This is a genomic window from Halioxenophilus sp. WMMB6, assembly GCF_033283405.1.
Lineage (GTDB): Bacteria > Pseudomonadota > Gammaproteobacteria > Pseudomonadales > Cellvibrionaceae > Halioxenophilus.
On sequence record NZ_JAWMQR010000007.1, the window covers coordinates 167,773 to 193,416 of the forward strand.

The 25,644-nt window shown below is 54.4% G+C and carries 21 protein-coding genes and 4 tRNA genes; 10 read left to right on the top strand and 15 right to left on the bottom strand.

Annotated features, from left to right (window positions below; all coding sequences use genetic code 11):
* Nucleotides 1-57 precede the first annotated feature (57 nt).
* Nucleotides 58-1,242, bottom strand: a complete 1,185-nt coding sequence (locus SBL51_RS16660) for a MaoC family dehydratase N-terminal domain-containing protein (protein ID WP_317932225.1) — start codon at nucleotides 1,240-1,242, stop codon at nucleotides 58-60.
* A gap of 133 nt (nucleotides 1,243-1,375) precedes the next feature.
* On the opposite strand from SBL51_RS16660, the gene SBL51_RS16665 reads away from it, so the two are divergent.
* Nucleotides 1,376-2,818: a PLP-dependent aminotransferase family protein gene (locus SBL51_RS16665; protein ID WP_317932226.1), complete on the top strand. Its 1,443-nt coding sequence runs from the start codon at nucleotides 1,376-1,378 to the stop codon at nucleotides 2,816-2,818.
* Between the two features lie 6 nt (nucleotides 2,819-2,824).
* Here the strand turns inward: SBL51_RS16665 and SBL51_RS16670 are convergent, their stop codons facing one another.
* Nucleotides 2,825-3,442, bottom strand: a complete 618-nt coding sequence (locus SBL51_RS16670) for a DUF2799 domain-containing protein (protein ID WP_317932227.1) — start codon at nucleotides 3,440-3,442, stop codon at nucleotides 2,825-2,827.
* A gap of 175 nt (nucleotides 3,443-3,617) precedes the next feature.
* Nucleotides 3,618-4,214: a TetR/AcrR family transcriptional regulator gene (locus SBL51_RS16675; protein ID WP_317932228.1), complete on the bottom strand. Its 597-nt coding sequence runs from the start codon at nucleotides 4,212-4,214 to the stop codon at nucleotides 3,618-3,620.
* Nucleotides 4,215-4,479: 265 nt separating this feature from the next.
* Between SBL51_RS16675 and SBL51_RS16680 the strand changes: the two genes are divergently transcribed.
* The 4 genes from SBL51_RS16680 to SBL51_RS16695 all read left to right on the top strand — a co-directional run bounded on the left by SBL51_RS16680 (nucleotide 4,480) and on the right by SBL51_RS16695 (nucleotide 7,951).
* Nucleotides 4,480-4,797 carry a 2Fe-2S iron-sulfur cluster-binding protein gene (locus SBL51_RS16680; RefSeq protein WP_317932229.1) on the top strand — a complete coding sequence of 106 codons (318 nt, stop codon included), beginning with the start codon at nucleotides 4,480-4,482 and terminating at the stop codon, nucleotides 4,795-4,797.
* Between the two features lie 95 nt (nucleotides 4,798-4,892).
* Nucleotides 4,893-6,170: a cytochrome P450 gene (locus SBL51_RS16685; protein WP_317932230.1), complete on the top strand. Its 1,278-nt coding sequence runs from the start codon at nucleotides 4,893-4,895 to the stop codon at nucleotides 6,168-6,170.
* Nucleotides 6,171-6,452: 282 nt separating this feature from the next.
* A complete protein-coding gene (locus SBL51_RS16690; RefSeq protein ID WP_317932231.1) occupies nucleotides 6,453-7,661 on the top strand; it encodes an RtcB family protein in 1,209 nt (402 codons plus the stop codon).
* 56 nt (nucleotides 7,662-7,717) lie between these two features.
* Entirely contained in the window at nucleotides 7,718-7,951 is a 234-nt protein-coding gene (locus SBL51_RS16695; RefSeq protein ID WP_317932233.1) for a hypothetical protein, read from the top strand.
* On the opposite strand, the gene SBL51_RS16700 is transcribed toward SBL51_RS16695, so the two are convergent.
* The 11 genes from SBL51_RS16700 to SBL51_RS16750 all read right to left on the bottom strand — a co-directional run bounded on the left by SBL51_RS16700 (nucleotide 7,922) and on the right by SBL51_RS16750 (nucleotide 18,575).
* A complete protein-coding gene (locus SBL51_RS16700) occupies nucleotides 7,922-8,968 on the bottom strand; it encodes a serine hydrolase domain-containing protein (RefSeq protein ID WP_317932234.1) in 1,047 nt (348 codons plus the stop codon). The genes SBL51_RS16695 and SBL51_RS16700 overlap by 30 nt on opposite strands.
* Before the next feature lie 192 nt (nucleotides 8,969-9,160).
* On the bottom strand, nucleotides 9,161-11,596 hold the full coding sequence (locus SBL51_RS16705) for a putative bifunctional diguanylate cyclase/phosphodiesterase (protein ID WP_317932235.1): 2,436 nt from the start codon (nucleotides 11,594-11,596) through the stop codon (nucleotides 9,161-9,163).
* 861 nt (nucleotides 11,597-12,457) lie between these two features.
* Nucleotides 12,458-13,612, bottom strand: coding sequence for a slipin family protein (locus tag SBL51_RS16710; RefSeq protein ID WP_317932236.1), 1,155 nt, complete (start codon nucleotides 13,610-13,612; stop codon nucleotides 12,458-12,460).
* Between the two features lie 364 nt (nucleotides 13,613-13,976).
* Nucleotides 13,977-14,050: transfer RNA gene (locus SBL51_RS16715), tRNA-Ile, on the bottom strand.
* A 129-nt stretch (nucleotides 14,051-14,179) separates the two neighbouring features.
* A complete protein-coding gene (locus SBL51_RS16720) occupies nucleotides 14,180-14,737 on the bottom strand; it encodes an HNH endonuclease (protein WP_317932238.1) in 558 nt (185 codons plus the stop codon).
* An 18-nt stretch (nucleotides 14,738-14,755) separates the two neighbouring features.
* Nucleotides 14,756-15,046: a hypothetical protein gene (locus tag SBL51_RS16725; protein ID WP_317932239.1), complete on the bottom strand. Its 291-nt coding sequence runs from the start codon at nucleotides 15,044-15,046 to the stop codon at nucleotides 14,756-14,758.
* Between the two features lie 39 nt (nucleotides 15,047-15,085).
* Nucleotides 15,086-15,160 (bottom strand) — tRNA-Lys (locus SBL51_RS16730).
* Between the two features lie 42 nt (nucleotides 15,161-15,202).
* Nucleotides 15,203-15,277: transfer RNA gene (locus SBL51_RS16735), tRNA-Gln, on the bottom strand.
* A 36-nt stretch (nucleotides 15,278-15,313) separates the two neighbouring features.
* Nucleotides 15,314-15,400 (bottom strand) — tRNA-Ser (locus tag SBL51_RS16740).
* A 112-nt stretch (nucleotides 15,401-15,512) separates the two neighbouring features.
* The gene (locus tag SBL51_RS16745) at nucleotides 15,513-15,644 is read right to left on the bottom strand and encodes a hypothetical protein (RefSeq protein WP_317932240.1); all 132 of its coding nucleotides are present in this window, start codon (nucleotides 15,642-15,644) and stop codon (nucleotides 15,513-15,515) included.
* A gap of 786 nt (nucleotides 15,645-16,430) precedes the next feature.
* Nucleotides 16,431-18,575 carry a TonB-dependent receptor gene (locus SBL51_RS16750; protein WP_317932241.1) on the bottom strand — a complete coding sequence of 715 codons (2,145 nt, stop codon included), beginning with the start codon at nucleotides 18,573-18,575 and terminating at the stop codon, nucleotides 16,431-16,433.
* A gap of 563 nt (nucleotides 18,576-19,138) precedes the next feature.
* Here SBL51_RS16750 and SBL51_RS16755 point away from each other — a divergent pair.
* The gene (locus tag SBL51_RS16755; protein ID WP_317932242.1) at nucleotides 19,139-20,680 is read left to right on the top strand and encodes an acetyl-CoA hydrolase/transferase family protein; all 1,542 of its coding nucleotides are present in this window, start codon (nucleotides 19,139-19,141) and stop codon (nucleotides 20,678-20,680) included.
* A gap of 197 nt (nucleotides 20,681-20,877) precedes the next feature.
* On the opposite strand, the gene SBL51_RS16760 is transcribed toward SBL51_RS16755, so the two are convergent.
* On the bottom strand, nucleotides 20,878-21,108 hold the full coding sequence (locus SBL51_RS16760; RefSeq protein WP_317932243.1) for an RNA polymerase sigma factor: 231 nt from the start codon (nucleotides 21,106-21,108) through the stop codon (nucleotides 20,878-20,880).
* 268 nt (nucleotides 21,109-21,376) lie between these two features.
* Here SBL51_RS16760 and SBL51_RS16765 point away from each other — a divergent pair, with 268 nt between their 5' ends.
* The 4 genes from SBL51_RS16765 to SBL51_RS16780 all read left to right on the top strand — a co-directional run bounded on the left by SBL51_RS16765 (nucleotide 21,377) and on the right by SBL51_RS16780 (nucleotide 25,545).
* Entirely contained in the window at nucleotides 21,377-22,015 is a 639-nt protein-coding gene (locus SBL51_RS16765) for a TetR/AcrR family transcriptional regulator (RefSeq protein ID WP_317932244.1), read from the top strand.
* Nucleotides 22,016-22,308: 293 nt separating this feature from the next.
* A complete protein-coding gene (locus SBL51_RS16770; RefSeq protein WP_317932245.1) occupies nucleotides 22,309-23,121 on the top strand; it encodes a TauD/TfdA family dioxygenase in 813 nt (270 codons plus the stop codon).
* Nucleotides 23,122-23,296: 175 nt separating this feature from the next.
* Nucleotides 23,297-25,003, top strand: a complete 1,707-nt coding sequence (locus SBL51_RS16775) for an FAD-binding protein (RefSeq protein WP_317932246.1) — start codon at nucleotides 23,297-23,299, stop codon at nucleotides 25,001-25,003.
* Nucleotides 25,000-25,545, top strand: coding sequence for an SRPBCC family protein (locus SBL51_RS16780; protein ID WP_317932247.1), 546 nt, complete (start codon nucleotides 25,000-25,002; stop codon nucleotides 25,543-25,545). Before SBL51_RS16775 ends, SBL51_RS16780 begins: the two co-directional genes overlap by 4 nt.
* Nucleotides 25,546-25,644: the final 99 nt, after the last annotated feature.

Genomic DNA, 25,644 nt, shown 5'->3' on the forward strand with positions numbered 1-25,644 from the left:
TAATGGCGCATAATTCAACATTATTATAGTTGAGCCAGGCGCCATGCGGGCGCGAATTTAGTAGGGCAGCTGCACCTCGGCAAAGCCGGTCAGAATGGTTTCGCCGGTTTGCGTGGTCATGCGCACCTCAACCTTCACCACAGGGCAACCGTAGGGAGAGCGATCGATCTTCTCCACCACCTCGCCATCCATATAGGTGATATCGCCTTCAAAGGCGGGGCTGCGGAACTGGGTTTTGGAGTGCCAGATAAATCCGTTGTGGCCGGCCCAGTAGGCGATGTAATCCACATGCCAGGCGTTCATTGAGGCGCCATAACCGTACATGCCGCCCATGCCGACCTTGGAGGCCTTCTCCAGGTTGACGTGGCCGCTGGAGGGCCCATGGTAGAGGCCATCGCCCAGGTGCGGGTCGACCTTGCGTGCCTCGTAGTCGTAGCTCATATCCTCGGCAAAGCCGGCTTTCTGAGTGGCCGGGTCGACCATCCCTTCGGGCACATTCCAGTGCCAGCTGCCCCACATGTTCTGGGTAAAGGCGCGGTACTCGGTGACGAAGGTGACCACGGTGTGCGGGCCGACCACGCGGCGTGGCAGTTTGTCGCCCACTTTCACGTCGCCGTAGGCGGGTGATTTGCCCTCGCGGTTGGAGAGTATCCAGTCGTAGCGCAGCTTGCGCACCTCGTCCAGCTCCTCTTTGCTCCACAGTTTCGGGCTTGCCTTTTCGGTACCATAGGCGCCGCGTTTGTTGGCCTCATCGCGGTTGTAGCGGATGGCGGTGGCTCGTTCACGGGCGATCAATACGCCGTCCTGGTTGCGGTGCTCGGTGTCGCCGCGGCTGAACACGGTGGGGCCGGCAAAGCCGGTCTGTTTGAGATCGTAGCCATCGAAACGGCGGCTCTGAGTCAGTTTGTCGCCGGGATAGATGTGATTGCCGTAGAACCACCACTCCTCACCGCCAAAGATCAGGTGTGAGTTCTCAATGTGGCCAACCCCCGCCGGGTGGCAGCCGTGGCCGTAATCCATCGCCACGGCAAAGGATTGCGGGGCGACGATGCCGCCGAATTGTGACTCCTTGGCAAAATTCTGATCCCAGTGGATAGGGTTGGGATTATCCATCGCCATTGCCCAACGGCGGATATCGGTGGCGCTGCAGGGCTCCCACAGTTCGGCAAATACGACCGGTTTGCCAACCCACTTATCCAGGTCACTCAGGTCGAGGGTAAATTCGTTGTCGTCGGCTGCCATCTCTCTTCTCCCATGGTTTTTGTTGGCCGGGCAGGGCAATGCCCTGCTAGTTGTGACGTGACTGATGCCAGTGTACGCTAGCCTGGCAATAGGTACAGATTCAGTTTTGTGTAACTTAAATGGGTACAGATTGATGGCAACAGCGGGTGACCGGGCAACCCTCTACGAAACCGTCGCCGAAGCGCTGGCAGAACAGATTCATGGTGGCTGCTTCCGGCCGGGAGAGAAGATTCCCGGTACCCGGTTGTTGGCCGACACCTTCGGGGTGAGCATCAATACCATCCTGCAGGCGCAGAAACTGCTGGAGAACTGGAACCTGATTGAGGCCGTCCCCCGCTCTGGTTTCTATGTGAAAGCCTCCTCTCCGCCCGTGCTTGCCCAGGCGCTGAGCCACTCGCAAACGCTGATGAAACCAGCTCTGGTGCGCCATCAGCGGCTGGCGTTGGAGCTGATTCAGGCCTCCGGTATGCCCGCTCTGCAGCAGCTCGGCACGGCGCTGCCGCATGAAAGCTTTCTACCGCTGGTGGCGCTGGAGCGTATTGCCGCGCGGGTGGCACGCAGCGGCGAGCACGGTTTTGCCAGCTACGAAGTACCCCCGGGTTTGCCCAGTCTGCGCGAGGCCCTCGCCCAGCGCATGGTGGGGCTGGGTTGCCGGGTGGCGGCGGACGATATTCTGATCACCAATGGCTGCCACGAGGCGCTCTCCCTGGCGTTACGCTGCGTGACTGCAGCCGACGATGTGGTGTTGGTGGAGTCGCCCACCTACTACGGGCTGTTTCAGGTGTTGGATGCCTTAGGCCTGCGGGCATTGACCATCCCCTGTCATCCGCACACGGGCATCAGTCTGAAGGAGATTCGCAAGGCTTGTGAACAGTGGCCGGTGAAGGCCTGTATTCTGCTGAGCAGCTTCGGCGCGCCGCTGGTCAGCTGCCCGCAGGATGAACACAAACAGGCGCTGTTGCAGCTGCTGGCGGAGTTTAGTGTGCCGCTGGTGGAGGACGATATCTTTGGCGATTTGAGCTTCGACGGCAAACGACCGCCGCCCTATAAAAAATTTGATGACCGGGGTGAGGTACTCTATTGCAGCTCGTTTTCCAAATCGGTGGCGCCGGGTTTGCGGGTGGGATGGCTGGCCGCTGGTCGCTATGTGGAAAAGGCTAACTACTTGAAGTTTGCTCAGAATATTGCCACGCCCAAGCTCACCCAGATGGTACTGGCCGAATACCTGCGCCACGGCAGCGTCGATAAACAGATTCGCAAGGTGCGGCGCATCTATGCGGCGAATATTGCCCAGGTGATTGAATTGATTGAGCGCCTCTTTCCAGCGGGGACGCAAACCTCGCAGCCGCAGGGCGGCTTTATACTGTGGGTAAAATTGCCGGAACACTTTGATACCGCCCAACTGTTCCAACAGGCACTGATTAAAAATATTTTTATTGCGCCGGGAAAACTCTTTTCGAGCGATCGCCGTTTCCGAAGTTTCTTGCGCATCAACTGTGCCCAGCCTTGGGTTACCGTGTTGCAACCGGCGTTAACCACTCTGAGTCAATTTCTGGCAGGCACTAACGTTGGTTAAGCGCAATTACTGGTAGCTCTGCCCCTGAATTAACAGCTCCATATTGTGCTGTTCAATGGCCAGTGCCTGCTCCATATCGTTCAGCTCTATATGGAGCACGTTAATGTTGTGCTCCAGAGTGCGCATATCCCGCAGCGCCTGCTCCCGCTCTTCGGCACTGCTCTGGTCATCGGTGAGCACCGCCTCTAGATAGGCGATATCCTCTTCGTGTTGTTGGATGAGCGAGTGGTGTTGATCCATATCCGACGCTATGCGGTTGATCAGTTGATTTTGCTGGCGTCGTTCCAACCCATGCTGGTAACCCAGCTGGAACTCGGCGCGGGTGGGCGCTGGGCAAAACTGTGGCAGCACGGCGCCGTTTAAGCCAAAGCCCAGGCCATTGTTGTAGTTGCAAAAGCGCATCAACCCCTGTTCGTGGCCCTCTTCATAAGCGGCCAGGTCGGGGGTGACACCGGCCTTGGCGCAGGCCTTGCGGTGCTTGGCCAACCACTGACTGCTGCGCCCCAGGCTGCCATCTTCCAGGCCGATTTGATACCAGTCGGCCACCAGGCACTCCTCTTCAGAGAGGGTCGCACAGCCGGTTAACACCAGTAAAATTGTTGTTAGTAACGTCAGACGAATCATGGGTGCTCTCTTCGTTATCGGGCAGCCGAGCGGTGGCTGGCACGATCGCTTTTTTATTAAAGTTAGCAGTTTAAAAATAGAGCGTGAACCATGGCTGAATTTAGCGACGGACGGTTGAAGATGTGTATTTGCTAATTCAGCGGCGAAGGTGTGGCAATAAACTCTGTTCGGTGCTTCAACTGAGGTGGGTAATGCGCTCGATATTATGCGACAGGATCTGCGCTACCTCTCGGGCGGGTATCGGTGTTGACTGGCGCAGCCACCAAGCCAAGGTTTCGAGCATGGTGCTCACACTTAAAATAACCTTGAGCTCCAAATACTCTTTATCGCTTGCCGTGTTGGAGGGGGTCAGCACGGTTGCCAGCTGCCGGGAGATATGCAGTAGCTCCGCCTTTAAAATATTGGCCGCGCCGCCGGTGAGCAGGGTGGTCCAGAGTGTGCGGTGTTGCTGCACATAGTTACACAGCTCCAGCCAGGCGGTATCGATATCCGTCCCCTCTGTTTTGGGTAGGGTGAGGTTTACGATCCAACGAATTTCGTTGGTGGCGACATCGTTCAACAACGCCTCTTTGGTGCCGTAGTGGCGATAAAAGGTGGCATGGCCAATACCCGCTGCCGCGGCAATGTCGCGCACCGAAATCTGATCCAGCTGGCGCTCCTCCAGCAGCGCTAAAAAGCCCTTCCGCAACGCTTCGCGGGTACGAATCTGGCGAGCATCCAGTGGCTGTTTGTCGTTGCTGTCGGTGAGTGGATCCATAGTCGGATTTGGCATCGGAGTTGGGTGCTTGGTTGGGCTAACGGGTTGTGTAAATTGGCTGTGACACAGCAATAGCAACGGATTAAGCATGAAACCGCAACAGAGTGCAACCAACCCGGGTTACTGTTCTGGCATCTGCAGAAGCCGGCAGCCATTTAATTTCTTTGACACGAAGTTGCGCATAAAACTATGATACACCATGTATCATAATAATAGAGGGGCACGGTAGCGTGCTTACTTCGCGCCAGTGCCTGCCAGTTATACAATCCGGACGCCGCTAATGTTTGAGATATCGATCACCGATAGGGCAGGTGCCACCAGCACCATTATTTACGAGCCGGGGATGACGCTTATGCAAGCCATCACCGAGGCGGGTGTGGATGAGCTGTTGGCCTTATGTGGTGGCGTCTGCTCCTGTGGCACCTGCCATGTCTATATCGATAAGGAGCAACAGGGCCTCCTGCCGGCCATTTCTATCGATGAAGAGGCGCTGCTAGCGGCTAGTAGCCATCGCCGAACGGCTTCGCGTCTCTCCTGCCAGTTACCACTAACGGATAAGCATAATGGTTTAACCCTGGTTATCGCCCCGGAAGAGTAAGTTTCATTAATTTATTCAGCTCGTGCTCCGTTGCTGGGTAGCGCATTTAAACAGATTAACTCCACCAGAGCCCAATAATAAAAATGGAGGCAGCTATGTCAGTAGCAGCAGTGCTTGAGAAAGACTATTTTACGGATTATTCAATTCTCCTCGATCCCTACGAATATTTTGATGCTATGCGTGCGATTGGCCCGGTGTGTGAAATGCCAGCCACGGGTGCCTTGCTGGTTACCGGCTTTAAAGAGGCGGTGGAGGTTCTGCGCAACAATGTCGATTTCTCCTCCATTAATTCCACGGTTGGGGCCGGTGTGCCATTGCCGTTTGAGCCTAATGGCAGCGATATCAGTGAACAGCTGGAGCAGCATCGAGACTTCTATGTCGGTGGCGACCTGGTGGTTACCTTTGATGATGGCCGGCACCGGGCACTGCGCTCTATTGCCAATAAACTGTTCACCCCTTCGCGTTTAAAACAGAACCAGGAGTACATTCACCAGCTGGCCAAAACCATGGTGCAACAAGCGGTAATGCAGGGCGGGTGTGATCTGGTGAATGATATCGCCACACCGTTTGTAACCTTGGTGATCGCCGATCTATTGGGCGTGCCGGCTGAAGACCGGGAAAAATTCCGGGAGGTGATCGACAATGCGCCACCGCCGGGAAATTTGGATCAGTCTGACGCGCCGACCGAAAACTCGCCTCTGGTGTTTATGGGGACCTATTTTTTTCAATATTTGATGGATCGTAAATCCTCGCCGAAAGCAGATGTGCTGACCGAATTGGCGCAAGCGACCTATCCCGATGGCAGCGAGGCAGATCTGTTGGATATGGTCAAGCTGGCAACCTTTATGTTTGGTGCAGGCCAGGATACCAGTGCCAAACTGCTCTCCAACGCCATGAAATATATCGTCGATATTCCGGGGCTGCAGGCGCAATTACGGGCGGATCCGAAATTGATCGGTAATTTTTTGGAAGAGGTTTTGCGGTTGGAGGGCTCGACCAAAGCGACTACCCGCGTTGCCCGCAAGGATACCCAGATTGGTGAGCGTAAGGTGTCGGCCGGTACGCGGGTGCTGGTGGCGCTGGCAGCGGCTAACCGTGATCCAATGCGTTGGCCAAAGCCCAACACCTTTATTCTTAACCGCCCAAAAATAGCGGAGCATGTTGCCTTTGGTCGTGGTGTGCATACCTGTGTGGGCGCACCCCTGGCCAGAACAGAGGTGCGGATCATCCTGGAGCACTTCCTGGCTGCAACCCGTGAGATCGGCTTGTGCGAAAGCAATCATGGCTCCGCCAACGCTAGAAAATTTAACTATGAAGCGAGTTTTATTATTCGCGGGTTAAGCGAATTATTTATTACGTTGGCAGCAAACTAATTTATATCGCGGCTCATTATTAAATGGAAAAATTATTTGACAGTGGTTTTTCAGTGAGTAGAATGCCGCCCAAATTCAATTCTTTACAGGAGAACTTTTTAATGCCAGCAGCGAGTAAAAGCAGTAGCTAGTTCTTCCGAGTGTTTCATTCGGAAGGGCCATCATTCCTTCCGAGTCAGATCTAAAAGCCCTGACCGGATCTCCAGTTGGGGTTTTTTTATGCCCGTTTGTCGGCCAATAAGCCCCGTATTATTTATACTCATTTTTGAGTAGGGACTCTTTATGCCTATTAAAATGGAATTAAACAAAAATAGCGGCAACGGTGGTAAGCCGGTAAAAATTTATACGCATGACATTGAACAGACAGCACTTACGCAGTTAAAAAATATTGCGCAACTACCATTTATTCACTCCCATATTGCCGCTATGCCGGATGTGCATACTGGTATAGGGGCAACGGTCGGTTCAGTGATTCCCACCGTGGCTGCCATTATTCCCGCCGCCGTGGGTGTTGATATCGGCTGTGGCATGATGGCAGTACAGCTCTCATTAAACTCGGCACAACTGCCCGATGGTTTGGCGGCTATGCGCAGTGCTATTGAGCGGGCCGTGCCGGTGGGGCTGGCAGCACACAAAACGGTTGCTGTGCGGGAGAGCGCCTGCAAGCGCTTGCAGCCGCAGGTAGAGGCGCTGTTTGAACGCCACCCGCAATTGTTAAAAATGCAGAAGCACCCCAGGCAAACCTGGGCCAAGCAGGTCGCCACGTTGGGTTCGGGTAACCACTTTATTGAAGTGTGTATCGACGAATCGAAAAAAGTGTGGGTGATGTTGCACAGTGGTAGTCGCGGGATTGGTAACAGCATCGGCCGTTACTTTATTCAGTTGGCCAAAAAAGATATGCAAGGTCATATTCATCATCTACCCGACAGAGACCTGGCGTACTTTGCTGAAGGCAATGACCATTTTGCCGACTATGTGGCGGCGGTGGAGTTTGCCCAGGAGTACGCGCGGATCAATCGGGAAGAGATGATGAAACTGGTGTTGCGCGCTATACAGCCTTTTCTACCGGGCTTTGTTCTGCAAAAAGAGGCGATTAATTGTCACCATAATTATGTGGCGCGTGAACACCACTTTGATGCTGACGTGTATGTTACCCGCAAGGGGGCCATCAATGCCGAGCATGGGCGCTTGGGAATTATTCCCGGCAGTATGGGGGCTAAATCCTACATTGTGCGCGGTAAGGGTGAAGCGGAATCATTTTGCTCCTGCTCGCACGGTGCCGGCCGCACCATGAGCCGTACTGCGGCGAAAATGCAGTTTCGGCGCGAGGATTTAATTGCTCAGACCCGCGGTGTTGAGTGTCGTAAGGATGCTCACGTCATTGATGAAATTCCCGCGGCCTACAAAGATATCGACGAGGTGATGACCAATCAAACTGACCTGGTTGATATCGAACACACACTTAAGCAGGTACTTTGTGTGAAGGGCTAGCGAGTTAAAGACTAGTACGTAGTGGCGTAACTATTAAATCAAACAAGGAGGAACCAATGGCCAAGCGGCGTAATACCCCGCGTAATTTACATGCCTGCCACCCGATCATGGGCAAAGGCGGTGTTCATGAAAAATCCAAGGGCGCCAAGCGCCAGGCGGTCAAGCACGAAACTCGCCGGAAGTCGAGCGAGTGGCTTGGCCGCTCTCATTTCTATTGGTCAATTTATTGCCGGCAGCGGTTGCAGGCGTGCCGACATTCACTATTGGTGTGTATCGGCCCATTGGCCTAACTCACCTGCTACGCTTTGCCAAACCTGGTAGCCACGGGTACCGGTGCCGAGTGATCCTTCACGGGCGACAATGCCCACATAGTGGTGTTCAAAATCGATAAACGGGTAGGCGCCGTACGCACCAGCGCTGGAGACCCGGGTGGTGGTATCGCAATTAAACGGAGTGTTGGCGCACTCTATCCAGTTGCCGAAGCCGTAGTGCCAATCCTGGTCAATATCACCCTCATCCACGGGCGAGAAAGCGATAGTGGCATCGCCAATCTGATCACTGGTCATGGCCGTGAACAGTGTTGGCGATAATATTTCACCACGGTAGAGCGCCGCGAGAAAATCGAGATATTCACTTGCCTGCCAATGCATACCACCGGCCAAGCGCGGATTGCTGGCGGATGGCAGATCGTAACTGGCGTTGGCAAACAGCCCGGTGGCGGATGTGAAATAGTCGAATACCGCCTGCCAATCGGCCAACCCCGCAGCCTGAACGGCCATTAAGCCGGCTACCTGCAGGTGAGTGCTGGCGTAATAAAACTGACTGCCGGGTGGTGGACTGCCGCTGTTGCTGCTGGCAAGCTGGGCAACGCAGTTGGCAAAGTCTGCTAGCGGATTATTAATACACAGTGGCTCCTCCGTAAGGCCGGAGGTAAAGCTGAGCAGATCACGCAGAGTGATCTGGGAGAGGTTGCCGCTGGTGGGCCAAAAGTCGAGATAGGCCTGGGGGTGATCCGAAAGCGATAAAATACCGTCCTCAACCAGCCGCAGAATAATTGTCGCAGTGACCATTTTGGAAGTGGAGGCGGAACGGTAACTGGTTTCTGCTGTGGAGTTGCCCCGGCTGTAGCTATATTGAGTACCATCGTTGGCCTGTACCAGCAGCGTGAAATCGCTGTCGGTTGCAATGCTGGAGAGAATCTGTTCAAGCTCGGCTTCGATGGAGGCTTGGCTGCCGGAGCCGCTCGAGCCTCCACAGCTGGCCAGTAACAGAGCAGCGGCCAGACTGACCAATGACAATCGCTTCATTTTTGGATACCCGTTTATTCAGATAAGTGAATAGCGCCAAACCGAAGTGGTTGTTGGAAAGCGCCCTACGGTTGCAGCGCTTTAGAATAATACGGATGCTATCGGGTTCCAGTGGCGACACTCTGACGTGTGCTTAATGAGACTAGTGTGACAAAAAATTCGCGGTAGCCTTTTTTATTGGTGCCCGCTGGCCTAATTACCCGCCAGCGAATATTCCTGCTGGAGCTGGTTGTTGTGTGTCAGCAACCACTCAATAAATTCTGCGTTAGGCATGGGCTTGGCGTAAAGGTAACCCTGGCCGAGGTCGCAGTTGAGCCTTTTCAAGATTTCGGCTTCGGCCGGGTATTCAATACCCTCCGCCGCCACCAGTTTATTGAGCTCGTGGCTCAGTTCTATAGTCGCCTTAACAATGCTGTGGTTGCGCTGATTGCTATCGATGCCACGCACAAAACTTTGATCAACCTTCAGTACATCAATGGGAAACTTGGCGAGGTAGGCCAGTGATGAGTAGCCAGTGCCAAAGTCGTCCAGGGCAATGGCAAAGCCAAAATTGACCAGCCGTTGCAGGATAGTCTGGCTGATTTCCGGGTCGGTCATCAGTGCCGATTCGGTAATTTCCAGGTGCACTCGTTCGGGGTCAACCTGGTAGTTGCGAGTGCGCTCGATAAGGTAATCGGGTAGCTGTTGATCAAACAGATTGCGGGCAGAGAGGTTGATCGACATTTTCAGATCCAGACCCTGTTGCTGCCAGGATTGCAGATCTTTGAGCGAGAGATCGATAACCTGCCGGGTGAGCGGTTGAATGTGGTCGGTCGCCTCCAGGTAGGGCATAAAGATCGCCGCGCTTAAAAAGCCCTTGGTGGGGTGGTGCCAACGTACCAGGGATTCAGCAGCGGTACAGCGGCCACTGAGCATATCGATGAGCGGCTGGTGGTACATCTCAAACTGCCCCTGCTCCAATGCCTCTGCCATACCGGCCAGAAGCTCTACCCGGGTTCTCACTTCGTTGTCGGTATCTTTGTTGTAAACGGCGATGGTTTCGTGGCCCTTTTTCGCCTGATACATGGCGATGTCGGCACAGCGCAGCAATTCGTGGCTATCCAACTCATTGGCGGCGGCCTCAACCACGCCGATAGAGGCGGCGGCCTTCAGGCTGATATCTTTAATAACGAAGCGCTCTTCAAACAGGCTGGCTAACAGCTTGGCAAACGTCAGGCCGCCATCGAGATGCGTCTGCTGACTAACGACCACCACAAATTCATCGCCGCTTAAGCGAAAGGCCCGGGTGTCGCTGGATGGTAGGGCTTGATAGAGGCGATTGGCCAGCTGTTTAAGCAGCTCGTCGCCGATGATGTGGCCGAAGGTATCGTTAACCTCTTTAAAGTGGTTCATGTCCAACAGCATGACGATAACCTTGGCGGCCTTCAGGTTGGCGACATAATCATGATAGGCGCGGCGGTTACCCAGCCCGGTTAGGCCATCGTATTTGGCCAGAAAGGCGAGCTCTGCCACATGCTTGGCATTGGCCACACTTAGCCCAACCGCGTGGCTAATGGTTTCAAACAGCGCCATCTCCTGATTGCTAATGGCCCGATGTGTGGCAGAGACCAGGACAATGGCACCACTGGCTTCGCCATTGCTCACCAGCGGAATGGCAACGGCAGTCTTGGGCAGATAGTTAAAAAATTCAATCAGGTGGCTGGCATCCACTTGCGCACCGTTCAGTTCGTGCTGAATCACTATCTCCTGCCGGGTTACCGACTGCCCGGAGATACTCTTTTCCATACTCACCAGTGGTGCATTGGCCAGTTCGCTGGCGGCGGCGTTGCGGCCAAAGGCACCGACGATGGTCAGGTTTTTGCCGACGTTGTCGAGCTGCAGCATCAAGCCGTCGTCCCAGCCGTGCTTGGCCACAAAGGGCGGTAGTATGCGCTCACCCAGGTCGCGCACACTGTTGATATCCTGCAGTTGGGTGGTGATGCCGTGGGAGAGGGAGAGGATTGCCAGGTGATCATTGAGCTCTTGCTGCGACCGCAAAAAACAGATCAGCAGCAGCAGCCCCATCGAGAGGGTGGTGGCGGTGGCGAGTGTCAGGTGGCCGTACTCGTGCATTAAAGGCTGGGTGGCCGGAACCGACAGGCCAACGATAGTCATGCCCAGCATCATAAAGCCGCGCGCCAGGAATACGCTGGCGGTGATTCTTTGCAGCACGCTTTTGGACCATAACGACCAGGCCACATGGGTCATGGCCAAGGTGGTGACCAGAGTGACGTAGAGGTGGATGATGGCAATGGAGCCGATGGCCACCCAAAGCATAAACAGCGCCATTACTAAGATCGCAAAAAGGCGTGGCCCCTTGCTGGCATGGCGGTTTAGCCGAAACTCAAAGGCCCCCCTGGAGAGGGTGTAGACCAACGCCGAAAAGATAACGCCAGACAGCAGGGTGATGGGAAGGGAACCGTTTAGGCGCGGCGTGGCCAGCAGCTCGTCGAGCACAATAGTGAACGGGGTCAAGGCAAAGGCGGCGCCCCACCACAGAAGGTAGCGCCGCTCACGGTCGGCCCACCACATAATAAGCAGTACAATAGCGGAGATCAGGTGGGTGAAGGGGATAAAGAAAATATACATTTTTATAATCGTTATTTTTCGAACATCACAGCATAACCAGAATAATTTAAAGCTACCACCCGAGGCAAAACAAAATATCGCTATTGTGGAAAACTATAGCAGCGAATTTGACGCCACTAATGCAATTCCTCAAGTAAAGTTGACCGGCTGGCGGAAAATTTTTGAATGCGTATTAAGTAATGAACATTCAAGGAGTGCGCACTGATGCCATTTTTATGGTGGCCTTAATCCGTTAATTGCCAGCCTGTAGTTGGATAAAAAGTGCTTAACTGTTGAATTGATTGCCGGTGGCCTGCGCTGATGGCTGATGGCTGATGGCTGATGGCTGATGGCTGATGGTTATTCCGAATTTTTACAAATCTTGATGCAAGCGTTGCGGGAAGAGTTCTGTGAGCTGGCAGCGGGTGCCGGTTCTACCGGTACCTAATTAAAAACCTTAACCACTTCAATAAGACCGACAATGTGCCGGTTAAACTCGGCCAGCTGTTGGGCGGGAATCCAATATTCCCGATGGTCGCTGCCGCCGGCAGATTACTCGGTAAAGTTTGCGAGATAGTCGGCGTCCACCGCAAAGCGGGTTACAAAGCTGCAACCACTTTCGCGTACATTCCAGTCACGCGCGATTTTAATAGCCTAGGAAATGGTGGCAACCGGGTGGAAAAAGGGCTGTTGGGGAAGCCGCGGCGGCCAATGTCGCCAGCCACAGGCTGTTACCAGGGCGAGTTCCGGTGGGCCGATATGGAGTGACGGTTCGTACCATAAGAGCGCCTGCTTGGCTTATTCTGGTTGAGTCTATTTGGGTTGTTTTAGTAAGTGGCAAAACCACCACAAAAAACCCGTCCACCAACGTGGACGGGAAAGCTATTGCGCGCTTGTGGCTGGTGCTAGTTTCACCAGGCCGTGTAGCACACTGTCGAGGCCACCATAAACCGAAATTTTGTCGATCTTGGTGGTGATCCTTTCCAGCGCTTCCAGCTCTTTCAAACGCAGCAACACCGGGTTGTTCTCCATCACTTTGGCGGTGTTGTGCAGCGAGCGCATCGCCTGGGTCTCTTCATGGCGTTTAATCAGGTTGGCTTCAGCCTCCTTTTGCGCCTCCACTACCTGGTTTAAGATCTGCTTCATGTCGCCAGGCAAAATAATATCTTTCACCCCAACACTTAACAGGTTGATACCGTAATCGGTCACCCGGTTGCGCACGCCCTCGGCAATCACCGCGTTTAACAGATCCTTGTCGACTAACAGTTCATCCAGGTTTTTAGTACCTACCGCTTCCCGTAAGCGCAGTTGCAGCTCCAAGTACAAGAAGTTGAGGTAGTCCTTCAGCTGCAGTGCCACCGATTTTGCATCGACAATTTTAAAGCTGGCGGTCAGGTTGATACGCAGGCTCACGCGATCCTTGGTGAGAATCTCCTGCCCGCTAACGTCCAGAGTTTGCAGGCGCAAATCGACCAGCTTAACGCTGATTGAGCGGTTGTATAACCAAAATCCGTAACGGCCAGTGGTCAACATCTTCTCCAGCTTGCCGTTAACAAACAGCATGCCCACCTGCTCATCGGGTACCTCGCTGTAACTGATGGCCTGTGCCAGGGTGCGGTTGTTAGCCAGGGTGGCTCCCCGGCCCAACAGGCCAATCACGTCGTCGCCGATTTGATAATCGCTGGTGATATCCACCACACTGACGCTAACCTGCTCACCGCCGCGCCAGGTGGCCAACAGGCCCCCGGGTGGCAGAATATCCGCCAGCTTGCCATCGCGATAGACGAGGCCGACTTCGCGGTCGGTCAGCTGCACCGCATCCACCACCCCGTCAAACAGCGGCTGGTACTGGCGCAATAAAAATTTCAGTCGCGGGTGGTTAAATTCCACGGCGGTAATATCGTAGTGCTCCACCCGCAAATCCTGCCCTAATGCCCACAGTCGTTGTCGACCGGGCATTAAAATGGTTGCCAGGCGGTTGCGTCGGTAAACCAGGGCCCGCTCGTTATCGGCAACGTCGATCATTTTCCATAACATAATCGTTCCTCCATTAATGATCGTTTCTCTATTATTAATTTAAAGCGAGGCTCACTGAGCCGGGTCGCGGCTAACGGTTTGGCTTGTTCAGGCGAAGACTCAGGTGTTTGCCGGCAGCCATAGGCGATGACAAAAGCCACCCGACGGTTGAAGACAAAACCAGAAGCCTGCGCGTGCACAAGCCACCCACCATGAGCGGTTACCCGGCTCGGGTTGGTTTGAACCGCATTACCTGAACTGCCGGCAAAGACGGAATCTGGCCAACCGTGAACCTCTAGTTGATTTATAAACAAGCACCATAAGCTTGTGAGGACTCGAACCTCTGGGTCTCTCGACCTCTACCATTGAGCCGTTTACACGGCGGAGTTTTTGGCGGGATTCGAACCCGCTACCGATAGATTATTAATCTACTGCTCTACCCGAATGAGCTACAAAAACGGTGGTTTATGTCCACCCGGCAATTGGTACACACAACGGTAGTACCGCCTGCGCCGGACTGGCCTTTGGAACCAGTGCCGCTAATTACCGGGCGAGAGATAAACTCTGTGTGGCCAATGCCTAAAAAAATTAGGCTTGAGGCCAAATCCGGTTTCCGGAAAATTGCTTCTCCAGATACTCCATTTGATCCGCCAGTACTTGGTGTTGGGCCAAAAACAGCCCTTCACTCCGGTTGGGGCAGAAAGGCACCGCCAGTAACACCATGCCCGCCTGTTCCGGTGTACGGTCGGCTTTAAAGTGGTTGCAGCGCTTACAGGCGGCCACCACATTTTGCCAACGGTTTTGGCCGCCCTGTGCGCGCGGCACAATGTGGTCGCAGGTGAGCTCACGGGCTAAAAAGCGCTGACCACAATACATACAACGGTAGTTATCCCGGCGAAACAGCAGCCGGTTGCACAAAGGTGGCGCCGGCTGTGCTTGCTGCTCCCGGCCGCGAGTGGCGATAATGGCGCGCAGAGCAATGTGGGAGCGCTGGCCGCTTGCCCGATTTACACCGCCGGTCAGGTTGAAAATTAACTCGCCCAGCTCCCACTGCACCTGATTTTTTACATAGAGCAGCGCTGCCTCCGAGCGGGATAGCCAGGCGGTGGCGGTGCCGGTGCTATCCAGGCGCAAGATGCTAACCATGGTCTTCTCCTGGTATGGTTACCGATAAAAATTTGCGCCATCGATGGATCGATAGCCGCAACTGTTTAAAAGCGTGCCGAGCTGTGCCCGCCGGCTGCGATCAGATTCGGTCAGCACCACTCTGTTCGGTAGCCGTGATCGGCTTTGCGCCCAGCGTAAAACCACACAGCTGTTGTCCCGTCCGTGTAGTGAAAAGTCGACCGCCAACACCGAGATGACCAATTCGTTCAGCGCCTTTTTAGCGCTGCGGCTGTCTCTGCAGTAGAGGTCTGCACTGAACACAGCGCGTTTACCCAAAGCGACTCGCATTGCTTCTCCTCCTTGATGTAAAAATTGCCAATAGTTAATTGGTTGGAGGTATGGGAGTCGAACCCATCTGTGCCGGAGTAAAAGTCCGGTGCTCTGCCGCTAAGCCAACCCCCAATAAAAATCCTTGGTCAATTTGTCTGCTTTACTGCCGAATAATGGCAGCAGCCTCAGGGCTCGAACCTGAAATACGTGAGTCAAAGTCACGTGTGTTACCCATTACACCAGGCTGCTGGAGTACTAAATTTAATGGTGATCAATATCATTGGCTGGCAGCGGTGAGATTCGAACTGACACGGCGCCGCAAGTCACCGCACGGATTAGTAATCCGCTGCCGTACCGTTCAGCCATGCTGCCAATAATCTTCCCGTTTGAGTTTTCTGGCTCGCTTGGCCATAAAAAAACCCCGGGGTTGCCCACCGGGGTTTTTGCGAACCGGAAGGCATCAGCCTTCCGCGGAATGCTGATATTAAAACAAAATAAGCGCCTGGCTTAGGCCGAAGCTCTGGTCGTCACACAGGTGGCCACTGGTCGCTATTAACAGTGTTTTGGCAGCGTGGACGGCAATCGCTTGCAGGTGACCTATTGGTTGTTGGTTCATCGCTATTCTTAATTGGGTAGTCATTAATTTGTTTTCTGTTTTCTGTTTTCTGTTTTCTGTTTTCTGTCTGTGCTATTTCTTAGCCCTCGCTTGCGATAGCAGCGAGCTTTTTAAACGATACGGCCCCAAAAATATTTTGGCAATGCGAATTATTTTGGCGTTCTTGTTGAATTTATACTTTGGTTATAACGCCACCAGGGCTGCCATTTTTGCTAGGGCGAGCGCTGGCCTATCGCACTGTTTGACGATATTGCAGACGAGGGTGTTGGTAGAAGATCTGGATTTATTGCAGAGCTTCCCCGCCGGTAAAAATGGTTGCTTCATATAGAAATAATTAGTCTAAGCCCTTTCTCTCTATTGCCTCGATTTACGTTTATTGATTCAACTTTCAGGTGAAAAAAAACCCGAAAAGCGTGTTGGCCTTCCGGGTTTCTCGATCTGTGAATGGTCTGTTGAGACGGCGACTGCGAGAGCTGGAAGGCGGTGCCTGCCAGAACTCAATTCCTACAGGCAAATTATGGGCGCTGGAAATCCTCCTGAGTGAGATTTAACACTCGGGCGGCCCTGGGGTAACAACTGTTATGTTTGGTGATTGAAAAAATCATTGCTGTAGCTTCTAAAAAAGTGGGCGGATTATAGGTGAGCTATTTAACCGGCACAACCAGTGCTGTGGTGGCGGTTTTGGTGGGCGAGCGGATTTACACGATAAGTGGTTGCCATTGATGATTTAACGCCGCTGGGGTCGGTTTAACCCGCAAGCAGGGCTTGCGGGTGGGTGGCGCAGGATCAGAACTGCACCTGCACGGTGAAATCCAGTGAGCGGCCAATACCGGGCAGGCTGGTAAAGGGTTGATTGTGGTCTCCCCCAATCCAACCGGCCAGGTAAACACCACCCAAGGGTTGTTCATAACGCTCATTGAACAGATTATTAACCGCGGCGCTCACCGTTAGTTGGCGCCACTGCCGTTGGCTCTGCAGGTGCACCAGGGTGTAGCTGTCGCTGGTGGGCTCCAGGCGCAACTCATCCACCCGCTGCTTGTCGTCGACCCATTCCATGGTCAGGCGGTTGCGCCAGCCGGCACTGGCGTACTCTAATGCGACGCTGATATTGAGCGGCATGATGTGGTAGAGGTCGCTGCCATCGTCCCGGCGTTCGGCCCGGGTGTAGGCCAGGTGCGTGGCCAGGGTTAATACCCCCTCGCCCGAACTAAACAGTTGCCTCTGACCATCAATCTCAATGCCGTAGAGGGTTGCGTCCAGGTTGGTGAATTGCAGCTCCGGGCGGGTGACCGCCGGTGATTGGCGCGGGTGAAAGCTGCCCACCACCTCGGCATCGATAAAATCATCTACCCGGGTGTAGTAGGGGGCCAGGCTGAGCTTATTGTTGTCGTCGCTTTGCCATTGATAGGTGGCGGCCAGGCTGTGGGCCACCTCTGGGTTGAGGTCGATATCGCCAATGTAGCCGTTGCCATCGCCGTACCAGCCGATCATGGCGCTGGCCATGGGGCTGCGCCCCCAGCTGTAACGCTCGTACAGGTTGGGTGAACGGGTTTTGCGGCCGTAACCGAGCTCCAGGCTCTGCTGGCTGTCGATGGCGTAGCCAACCAGGGCGGTGAGGTCGAAGTTGTCGTCCCGGCGGTTGCGGTGGCTGCTGTTAAAGGCCAGCGCGGCTGCGGCATCGGGGTTGCTGGGCATGATGTTGTAGGGCTGCACCGGGTCTGTGGTCATCGCCACCCGTTCGTAGCGCACTCCCAGTTGCGAGCGCCACTGTTCGCTCAGGCGGTTATCGCTCTCGGCATAGAGGGCGTAGCGGGTGCGTTCGCCGTTGTTGATGTTCACATAGGTATTGGGGCCCATCATCATGGAGCCCGGCACCGCCGGCCACCAGTCATCGAGGGTGAATTGGTGCAGTTCGTGGCCCAGGCGCAGCTGGTTGCCCGCACCATAGGGCAGGGTGGCGGCAATGGTGTAACCCAGGTCGCGTCCCTCGGTGAACATGGGCATGGTGCCCGGCTTCTCCTCGCTGAAGAAGCCCATGGCGTGCTCCACATCTTGCCAGCTGACGCGGCTATCGAGCAGCCCCCAGTCGAATTGACGCTGATAGTTGAGGTTGGCGCCGGTAGTGCGGTTGTCGACCATATCCATGTACTGGTTGGGGAAACCCTGGTAGGGGATCTGCTGGTGGTTGAGTTTGAGCGTCAGCGATTCCACCTCGCTTCGCCAACCCAGAGTGAGCCCGTGGTTTTCGCTTTTATAGAGGGTATCTTGCACCTTGTCGCCGCTGCTGTCGCGGTAACTGTCGGCCTCGCTGGTGCTGCCGCTGTAGGCCAGGCTAAGCCGGTCGTTGGCCACCCCGGCCCGCAGCGTCAGCCCCTGTTGGTGGCTATTGTTGCTGTAGTTGAAGGCCAGCGCCAGGTTGGTCTGCAGTGACTCGCCGGCCCGGGCGAACTGGGGTGGTTCAGAGTTGATAACAATGGTGCCGCCAATGCTATCGCCGCCGCTGCTGACCGGGGTAATGCCGGCCATTACCTCCACGCTGTGTACCCGGCTGGCATCGACGTAGGAGAGTGGCGGGTTCATATGGTTGGCGCAGGCGGAGGTGGTCTCGGCACCATCGACCAGCAGCTTGATGCGGTCGTCGTTCAGGCCGCGCACAATTGGCAGGCTGGCCACCCCACCGCCACCGGCAAAATCGACCTTTTGTAAGCCCGGCAGGTTGGCGGCATTGCCGCTGCCCTGTAGCTGTGATTGTGCGTGGGCAGTAACCTCCACCTGTTCAAGCAGTGGCTCGGCTGTGGGGTTGGCTGTGGTTGCCGTTTGGGCGGTGGCCAGGCTGCTGGTGATTAACAGTGGCAGGGTACGCAGAGTGAAGCCGGTGGTTCTGCTCTTGGCCCCTATCGGCATTGCAAGCTGAGTCGGTTTGGCCACCATGTTTCCCCCTTGGTAGAGCGCGATAAAAACGGAGATCGAGATTAAATCGGAGGGAGTATAAAGGCGGGGCTGGTGCCGCCGAGCGTGACATAATGTCGCACACCCGTGGTCGACGGCCTGTGGCCTGCATCTGGGGTGGCTGAAAAGCGGTAAATTCGGCGCTGGCGAGATGATCAAGCGCGAACAGTGGCTAGCCGCGGCTATTTAGCCTTTGCCACGAAATTGTTCGTAGCAGGCCCTTGCAGGCCGGCGGCACAATACTAAAGTCCAATTGCCTCGCGTTGTCGTATCCAGTTCACTCGTGGCTGGCTCGCTGGGGCCTTCTACCCACCTGGCGAGTTGCTTGGCGCTACGACTTAACTATTCAGTCAAAACCTGCCCGGTTGTTACCGCCGCCCTCCAATAAAAAAATCATAGAGCAAAACTTATTCTTCGTATCTGCAGACCTATTGCCGGGTGATGCTGTGCTTGGAATTTATTTTTTTATGCCTGCCCTCAGGCGTATTACTTAATTATTTAAAACGGGTGTTTTACTCAAAACTAACACGGTGTTTGGAGTACCCATGACCAATAGCACAAGAATACTCTGCCCGCAGTTGCGGGCTAAATTGATGAGCGCCGATGCCGCCGCTGAGTTGATTCCCGCAGGTGCCACACTGGGAATGAGCGGCTTTACCGGTGCCGGCTACCCGAAAGCGGTGCCACAGGCACTGGCCAAGCGGATACGCAGCGCCCAGGCCAAGGGCGAGGAGTTCAAGGTGAATTTATGGACCGGCGCCTCCACCGCACCGGAGCTGGATGGCACCTTGGCCGAGGTGGGTGGCATTGGCAGCCGCCTGCCATTTCAATCCGATCCGCTCTGCCGCCAGCAAATTAACGAAGGCAAGATCGACTATCTGGATCTGCATCTGTCGGAGGTGTCGCAGTACGCCTGGTCCGGATTTTTGGGGCAATTGGATATCGCGGTGATTGAGGTGACCGCTATTACCGAGGATGGCCGCCTGGTGCCGTCGTCATCGGTGGGTAATAACAAAACCTGGATGGAGCAGGCGCAGCAGATTATTTTGGAGGTCAACTCGCAGCAACCCATGCAGTTGCAGGGGATGCACGATATTTACTACGGCACGGCCCTGCCGCCCGAGCGCAAGCCGATCAATATGACTCAGGCGGATGATCGCATTGGTGAGACACTCTACCGCTGTGATCTGGATAAGGTCATTGCCGTGGTGGAGACCTCAGCGCCGGACCGTAACAGCCGTTTTGCGCCCATCGACAGTACCTCGGAAAAAATTGCCGAACACATTCTGGAATTTTTTGCGCACGAAGTGAAACGTGGCCGTCTGCCTAAGACGCTGTTGCCCATCCAAAGTGGTGTTGGCAATATTCCCAATGCGGTGCTGGCTGGCCTGAATGCCGGCCCCTACAAAAATCTGACCGCCTTTACCGAGGTGATTCAGGACGGCATGTTGGACATGTTGAAGTCGGGTACTCTGCGCGTTGCCTCGGCCACATCGTTCTCCTTAAGCCCTTCGGGTATTCAGGAGTTTAACGACAATATCGATTTTTATCGGGATAAAATTATTCTGCGGCAGCAGGATATCAGTAACCATCCGGAACTGGCCCGGCGCCTCGGTGTGATTGCCATGAATGGCCTGCTTGAGGCGGACATCTACGGCAATGTCAACTCCACCCATGTGATGGGTACGCGCATGATGAACGGCATTGGTGGTGCCGGCGATTTCGCCCGCAACGGTTATCTCTCCATTTTTATGACGCCATCCACCGCCAAGGGCGGCACCATCTCCGCCATTGTGCCGATGGTGTCGCATGTTGATCAAACCGAACATGACGTTAAGGTAATTGTTACCGAACAGGGGTTGGCGGACTTGCGCGGCTTATCGCCCAAGCAGCGGGTGAAGTTGATCATTGAAAACTGTGCGCACCCCGATTACCGCGAACAGTTGTGGGACTACTTTGATCGGGCCTGCGCCAGTGGCTCGGGCCTGCACACGCCACACATCCTCTCGGAGGCGCTCAGCTGGCATGCGCACTACGAGCAGCACGGCACTATGCATCGTCTGCGGGGTTTAAAATCCACGGCCTAATGGGCGAGCCTGGGTGTTAACGCACCCAGTCATTTTGACAATCAAAAAAAGCCGCAAAGATTTGCATTGCCCAACGGCTGTTTAGCTAGCGGAGGTTGTGGCTAAAAATGAGAAAAACACGACGTTCGTCGCTAAAGTTGGGGTCGCTCGAGTTAAAATCGGCAAAGCGCAATAACAGCACACTTTTCCTACCCACTTTAAAACCCAAATCGATATCCAACTCTTCGCCCAGACTGGTAACTGGCGGCGTTTTCCCAGATTTGGACAAAGGCCTCTTGCAGCACATCATTACTGGCGTCGCTCGAGCCAAGAATGCGATAGGCGACTCCGTTAAGGTAGGCTGCGGTCTTTTGATATAAGCGTTCCAACGCTTTTTGATCACGCAGGGTGCAGCGAGCCAGCAGATCCATCAGTTCATCGTTATCCAAGAGTGCTTCCTTATACTGCCTGTACGTTGTGCTTTAATAAAAAGTTGCAACGAAATTTGGTTGGCTATTCTACAAGCCGGTTGGATGATGCTAAAGGACTTTTGCCACCCTTATTGGTTCCCGGTTGTTATTGCTTGCTGGTTGGCTGTATCACTGGTGCAGCTGCAGAGGAGCGCGTTGATTATTTCGCAATTGCGTTTATGCTACTAAGCTTTCCAGCCTGGCGGGCAGCCGCAGGTGATGTTAAGCAAGGGATAGTCCAACAATAATGAACAGTTCTCCAGCCAAGCGTTCACGGGGGCGGCCAAAACCGGAACAGACCGCCAATATCGAGAAAGAGCTGTTGGATATCGCGCAGGCGGAATTTCTGGAATATGGTTATGGCGGGGCGTCACTGTCGCGTATGGTGCGTGTTGCCGGTATCTCCAAAACCACGCTCTATTCACGCTATGCCTCCAAAGAGGAGCTGCTCTATGCGATCATCGATCGCCAGATTGAGATGCTCTCGCCAGCCCAGTTAATCATGAATAAGTTTGGTCCTTTGGGCTTGGAGGAGGGGCTGCGCAGTTACGCCAACTATATGTTGTCGGTGAGTCTGCAGCGGGAGATGTTAGGCATCAATCGCTTAGTGTTGAGTGAATCCTATCGTTTTCCGGAACTGGGTGAGATTGCCGCAAAACGCACCCGGGCGGGCATTAAGCGAGTTGCCGATTTTATTCGCAGCTGTGCCGAGAGCGAGCAACGGTTGGTGGCCGACCCGCAGGCAATAGCACAGGTATTTATCTTCGCTCACCGTGGTTGGTACATTGATCAACTCACTTCTCATCGCAAGGTGACCACCAGGCAACGACAAGCCTGGGTGGATAACTCAGTGCGAATCATTATGGCGGTATTGGCTTCCTCCTAATTGCTGCGCCTCATGATGGTCGCAGCTACACCCTGCTCGAATCAGCTGTCCACTCTAGCCCTTCCTGCATATCACCGCACGGTGGCCTTAACGGCCAGCGTCTGGAGGTAGATGATTAGCAGATACTTTGCACCTCAAACTCTGAGCATGATCGCCCAATGCACACCCGCTTGACACTTAAAAGTACTGGTCAGTATTATAAAGGCCATTTTTATACTCCATTAACTATATTCATAATAACGGCCGGCAAAATTAAACCAGTTTTGTCTAAGGGCCGTGTGGAGACTGCTGAAGTGTCTTTTACTGCGGTAAATCTTAAAGATCAGATCGGCGCTAAGGTGAGCGTTAGTGTTGATGACCTGCTTGCTCCTGCTACTGGACGAGAACTGCGTAATCTGTTGATTGAGCGTGGTGTTCTATTGTTTGAACAGATCTATTTATCCGATGAACAACAGGTGCAGCTGGCGGGCAATATGGGCTCGGTGCGGGCGGAAGGCAAACAGGGTATTTATAAAATATCGCTCGATAAAAACGTTAACGCGCGCGGTGACTACCTGAAGGGCTCCTTTCTCTGGCACATGGATGGCACCCACGACTCCACTCCGGTGTTTGCCTCACTGCTGACCGGTGTCACCTTATCGCCGGTTGGTGGCCAGACAGAATTTGCCAACTCCTATTGTGCCTACGCCAGTTTACCGGCCGAGATGCAGGCGCGTATCGCCCATTTAAAAGTGGTGCACAGCGTCGAGTGCTCCATGCGGCGGGCGGGTATTGAGCCGACACCGGAAAATTTGGCCTACTGGCGCAGTATTCCAGAGCGCAGCCACAGCCTGGTGTGGACCCACAAATCCGGGCGCAAGTCACTGGTGATCGGTTGTCATGCCTCGCACATTGAAGGCATGGATCGGGCCGAAGGCGAGGCGTTATTACAGGAGCTGTTAGCCTGGACCACCCAGCCCCAATTTGTTTACCGTCACCAGTGGCACACCGGGGATCTGCTGATTTGGGATAACACCGGTGTTCTGCATCGGGCCGAGCCCTATCCGCTCGATTGTGGGCGGGAGATGCACCGCACCACCCTGTTGGGGGAAGAGGCTTTCTCCTGATAATTTCGCTGATGTCTAACTCCTTGGACTAAACTGCGGCTAGACGAATGTCTTGTAAATTGACGCTTGACCAATAAAAAAATCGTGTCAGTATCATGTTCTCCTTGACTTGACCGATGTCGGTTAACCAGCCAGTAGTGCAGTCCGATAACAATCATAAAAAAAGGGCGATGCTATGATTCGTTCACTCCCGCAAAAATGGCACTTAGAGGCCGATGTTGTTGCCATTGGCTCCGGTGCTGGTGGTTTGTCTGCGGCTATTACCGCCCACAATCATGGTGCCACTGCTCTGGTGTTAGAGAGCTCCGAACTGGTCGGCGGTGTGACTGCGTTCTCCATGGGTGAGGTGTGGATTCCCGGCAACCATCTGGCGACAGAGCTTGGCATCGACGACTCCATCGACGCGGGCATGGAGTATATTAACAACCTTGCCATGGGTTTTAGTGAACAGCGCGCGGTGCTCAATCAGGCGCTGCACGCCCCGGTCGCCTTAAAATATTTTGAGCAGTGCATCGATTTAAAGATGTGTGTGGTTCGCCACCTACCCGATTACTACTACCCGCACGTTAACGGCAGCACGGCCGAAGGCCGCTGTCTGGAGGCCTTGCCTTTCGCTGCTGCCAGCCTGGGTGAGTGGCAACACAAAACCCGCGTCTCTCCCCATGTGCCCTACAGCCTCACCCACGAAGATATCTTCAGCAACGGCGGTCTCGCCAACATGATGCATTGGGACTACACCGTTATGGGTGAGCGCATGGCCAACGACGAGCGTTGTGCCGGCCCGGGTCTGGCTGCTTATTTTGTTAAGGGCGCTCTGCAACGCGATATTCCTTTGCTAACCGGCACGCGCGCCGAAGAGTTGATCAGCGATGGCGAGCGCATTGTTGGCGTGCGGGCAGTGCGCGGCGATGAGGAGCTGTTTATCAAAGCCAGGCGCGGTGTGGTAATTGCGGTAAGCAGCTTTGAACGAAAGCCGACTCTTAGCCGCCGGGTAGGGTTAATGATTGAACCCAAATCCATGGTGATGGATACCGTTCAGGGTTGTCACCTGCGTATGGCCGGAGAGGCTGGAGCGCAGGTGGCGCGAGTGCCCGATGTTTCAATGCTGGGATTCCATGTTCCAGGAGAGGAACAGGAAGACGGTGTACCTTTGTGGCGCGGGGCGCTACCCTTTATGGGCCTGCCACATACCATTGTTGTTAATAAGAAAGGCGAGCGATTTTCTAACGAGGCGTTTTACCGGTCCGTCTATTTTGGTTTGGACGAAATCGACGGTATGACCCAAAGCTACAAGAATTTTCCCTGCTGGGTGATTATCGATAGCCAATGCCGAGAGAAGTACCCGTTCGGTTCGGTTATGCCCGGTCAGGAGATGCCGGCGGAGCTGGCGGTTGCGGCCGACAGCCTGGCGGAGCTCGCGGAAAAAATCGGCATTAATAGCGAAGGCTTGCAGGCTACCGTAAACCGTTTTAATCAATTTTGTGAAACCGGTGATGACCTCGACTACCAGCGCGGTACTTATCCCTGGGGCGCGATTATGTGTGGCGACCCGAAACAGACGCCCAATCCCAATTTGGGCAGTTTGAGCAGAGGACCTTTCTACGCAATCGCACTGCAACGCATGGCCGGTGGCGGTATCACCTCCAGTGGTATTTTAATTGATGAGCACTGCCGGGCCGTGGGCTGGAACGAACAACCGATTGATGGCCTCTATGTGGTGGGCAACTCCGCTGCCCGCCTGGACAACGGCGCGCTGATGCAAAGTGGTATTACCAATGCCCGCGGTATCACCCACGGCTATCTGGCGGGCTGCCACATTGCCGGGAAAGGCAGTGATCTTTTGCAGAAGGCTCTGGCCGAGCGGGGAGAGCAGCAGGCATGATTGCAGCGGAACACAGCCTGGTTATCGATACCGCCATCGATAATGTTTGGCACTATGTAAAAGATATTCGCCAGTGGGCCAGCCTCTTTCCGGGGTGTCGTGAGTGCGAGGTGATCGACGACAATAACTCCAAATGGATTATTAAGGTCGGTGCCGGTGGTCTGGTGAAAACCGTGAATGTACTGGTGACCGTGGAGCAGTGGCGTGGGCCGGAAGCCGTGCTCTTCTCCTATCAGCTGGAGTCTGAGCCGGTGGTGGGAGGCGGTGTTTATCGTGCGGTTGCTATTGATAAAAATAGCACGGAGATCACACTGCAAATTAAGGTGGAAGGCAGTGGCCAGATGGCACCCATGTGGGAGGCAATGAGCAAACCGCTGTTACCACAAATGGCAAAATCTTTCGCCGGGAAACTGAAAAATAGTATTGAAGAGATCTATGGGCAAAAAACCGCAATGTCGCCCGGCCCTGGCTGGCTGGCGGCTTTACGCCAGCGCTTAAAAAGCTTTTGGTTGCGTCTTGTTGGCCAAAAAATAAAACAATAAAAATAAGGTTAGTCCGGTAGTCAAATGCCAGGAGAGGCTGCCAGCCTCTTTCTGCTCCAAGTTGTTTTCAGTGTTAAGTAACTATTGGCTATTTGCCGC

What these genes read in the sequence shown, in the direction of transcription:
- SBL51_RS16660 (WP_317932225.1), bottom strand. Translation starts at nt 1,242, where the DNA reads ATGGCAGCCGACGACAACGAATTTACCCTCGACCTGAGTGACCTGGAT.
- SBL51_RS16665 (WP_317932226.1), top strand. Translation starts at nt 1,376, where the DNA reads ATGGCAACAGCGGGTGACCGGGCAACCCTCTACGAAACCGTCGCCGAA.
- SBL51_RS16670 (WP_317932227.1), bottom strand. Translation starts at nt 3,442, where the DNA reads ATGATTCGTCTGACGTTACTAACAACAATTTTACTGGTGTTAACCGGC.
- SBL51_RS16675 (WP_317932228.1), bottom strand. Translation starts at nt 4,214, where the DNA reads ATGCCAAATCCGACTATGGATCCACTCACCGACAGCAACGACAAACAG.
- SBL51_RS16680 (WP_317932229.1), top strand. Translation starts at nt 4,480, where the DNA reads ATGTTTGAGATATCGATCACCGATAGGGCAGGTGCCACCAGCACCATT.
- SBL51_RS16685 (WP_317932230.1), top strand. Translation starts at nt 4,893, where the DNA reads ATGTCAGTAGCAGCAGTGCTTGAGAAAGACTATTTTACGGATTATTCA.
- SBL51_RS16690 (WP_317932231.1), top strand. Translation starts at nt 6,453, where the DNA reads ATGCCTATTAAAATGGAATTAAACAAAAATAGCGGCAACGGTGGTAAG.
- SBL51_RS16695 (WP_317932233.1), top strand. Translation starts at nt 7,718, where the DNA reads ATGGCCAAGCGGCGTAATACCCCGCGTAATTTACATGCCTGCCACCCG.
- SBL51_RS16700 (WP_317932234.1), bottom strand. Translation starts at nt 8,968, where the DNA reads ATGAAGCGATTGTCATTGGTCAGTCTGGCCGCTGCTCTGTTACTGGCC.
- SBL51_RS16705 (WP_317932235.1), bottom strand. Translation starts at nt 11,596, where the DNA reads ATGTATATTTTCTTTATCCCCTTCACCCACCTGATCTCCGCTATTGTA.
- SBL51_RS16710 (WP_317932236.1), bottom strand. Translation starts at nt 13,612, where the DNA reads ATGTTATGGAAAATGATCGACGTTGCCGATAACGAGCGGGCCCTGGTT.
- SBL51_RS16720 (WP_317932238.1), bottom strand. Translation starts at nt 14,737, where the DNA reads ATGGTTAGCATCTTGCGCCTGGATAGCACCGGCACCGCCACCGCCTGG.
- SBL51_RS16725 (WP_317932239.1), bottom strand. Translation starts at nt 15,046, where the DNA reads ATGCGAGTCGCTTTGGGTAAACGCGCTGTGTTCAGTGCAGACCTCTAC.
- SBL51_RS16745 (WP_317932240.1), bottom strand. Translation starts at nt 15,644, where the DNA reads ATGAACCAACAACCAATAGGTCACCTGCAAGCGATTGCCGTCCACGCT.
- SBL51_RS16750 (WP_317932241.1), bottom strand. Translation starts at nt 18,575, where the DNA reads ATGGTGGCCAAACCGACTCAGCTTGCAATGCCGATAGGGGCCAAGAGC.
- SBL51_RS16755 (WP_317932242.1), top strand. Translation starts at nt 19,139, where the DNA reads ATGACCAATAGCACAAGAATACTCTGCCCGCAGTTGCGGGCTAAATTG.
- SBL51_RS16765 (WP_317932244.1), top strand. Translation starts at nt 21,377, where the DNA reads ATGAACAGTTCTCCAGCCAAGCGTTCACGGGGGCGGCCAAAACCGGAA.
- SBL51_RS16775 (WP_317932246.1), top strand. Translation starts at nt 23,297, where the DNA reads ATGATTCGTTCACTCCCGCAAAAATGGCACTTAGAGGCCGATGTTGTT.
- SBL51_RS16780 (WP_317932247.1), top strand. Translation starts at nt 25,000, where the DNA reads ATGATTGCAGCGGAACACAGCCTGGTTATCGATACCGCCATCGATAAT.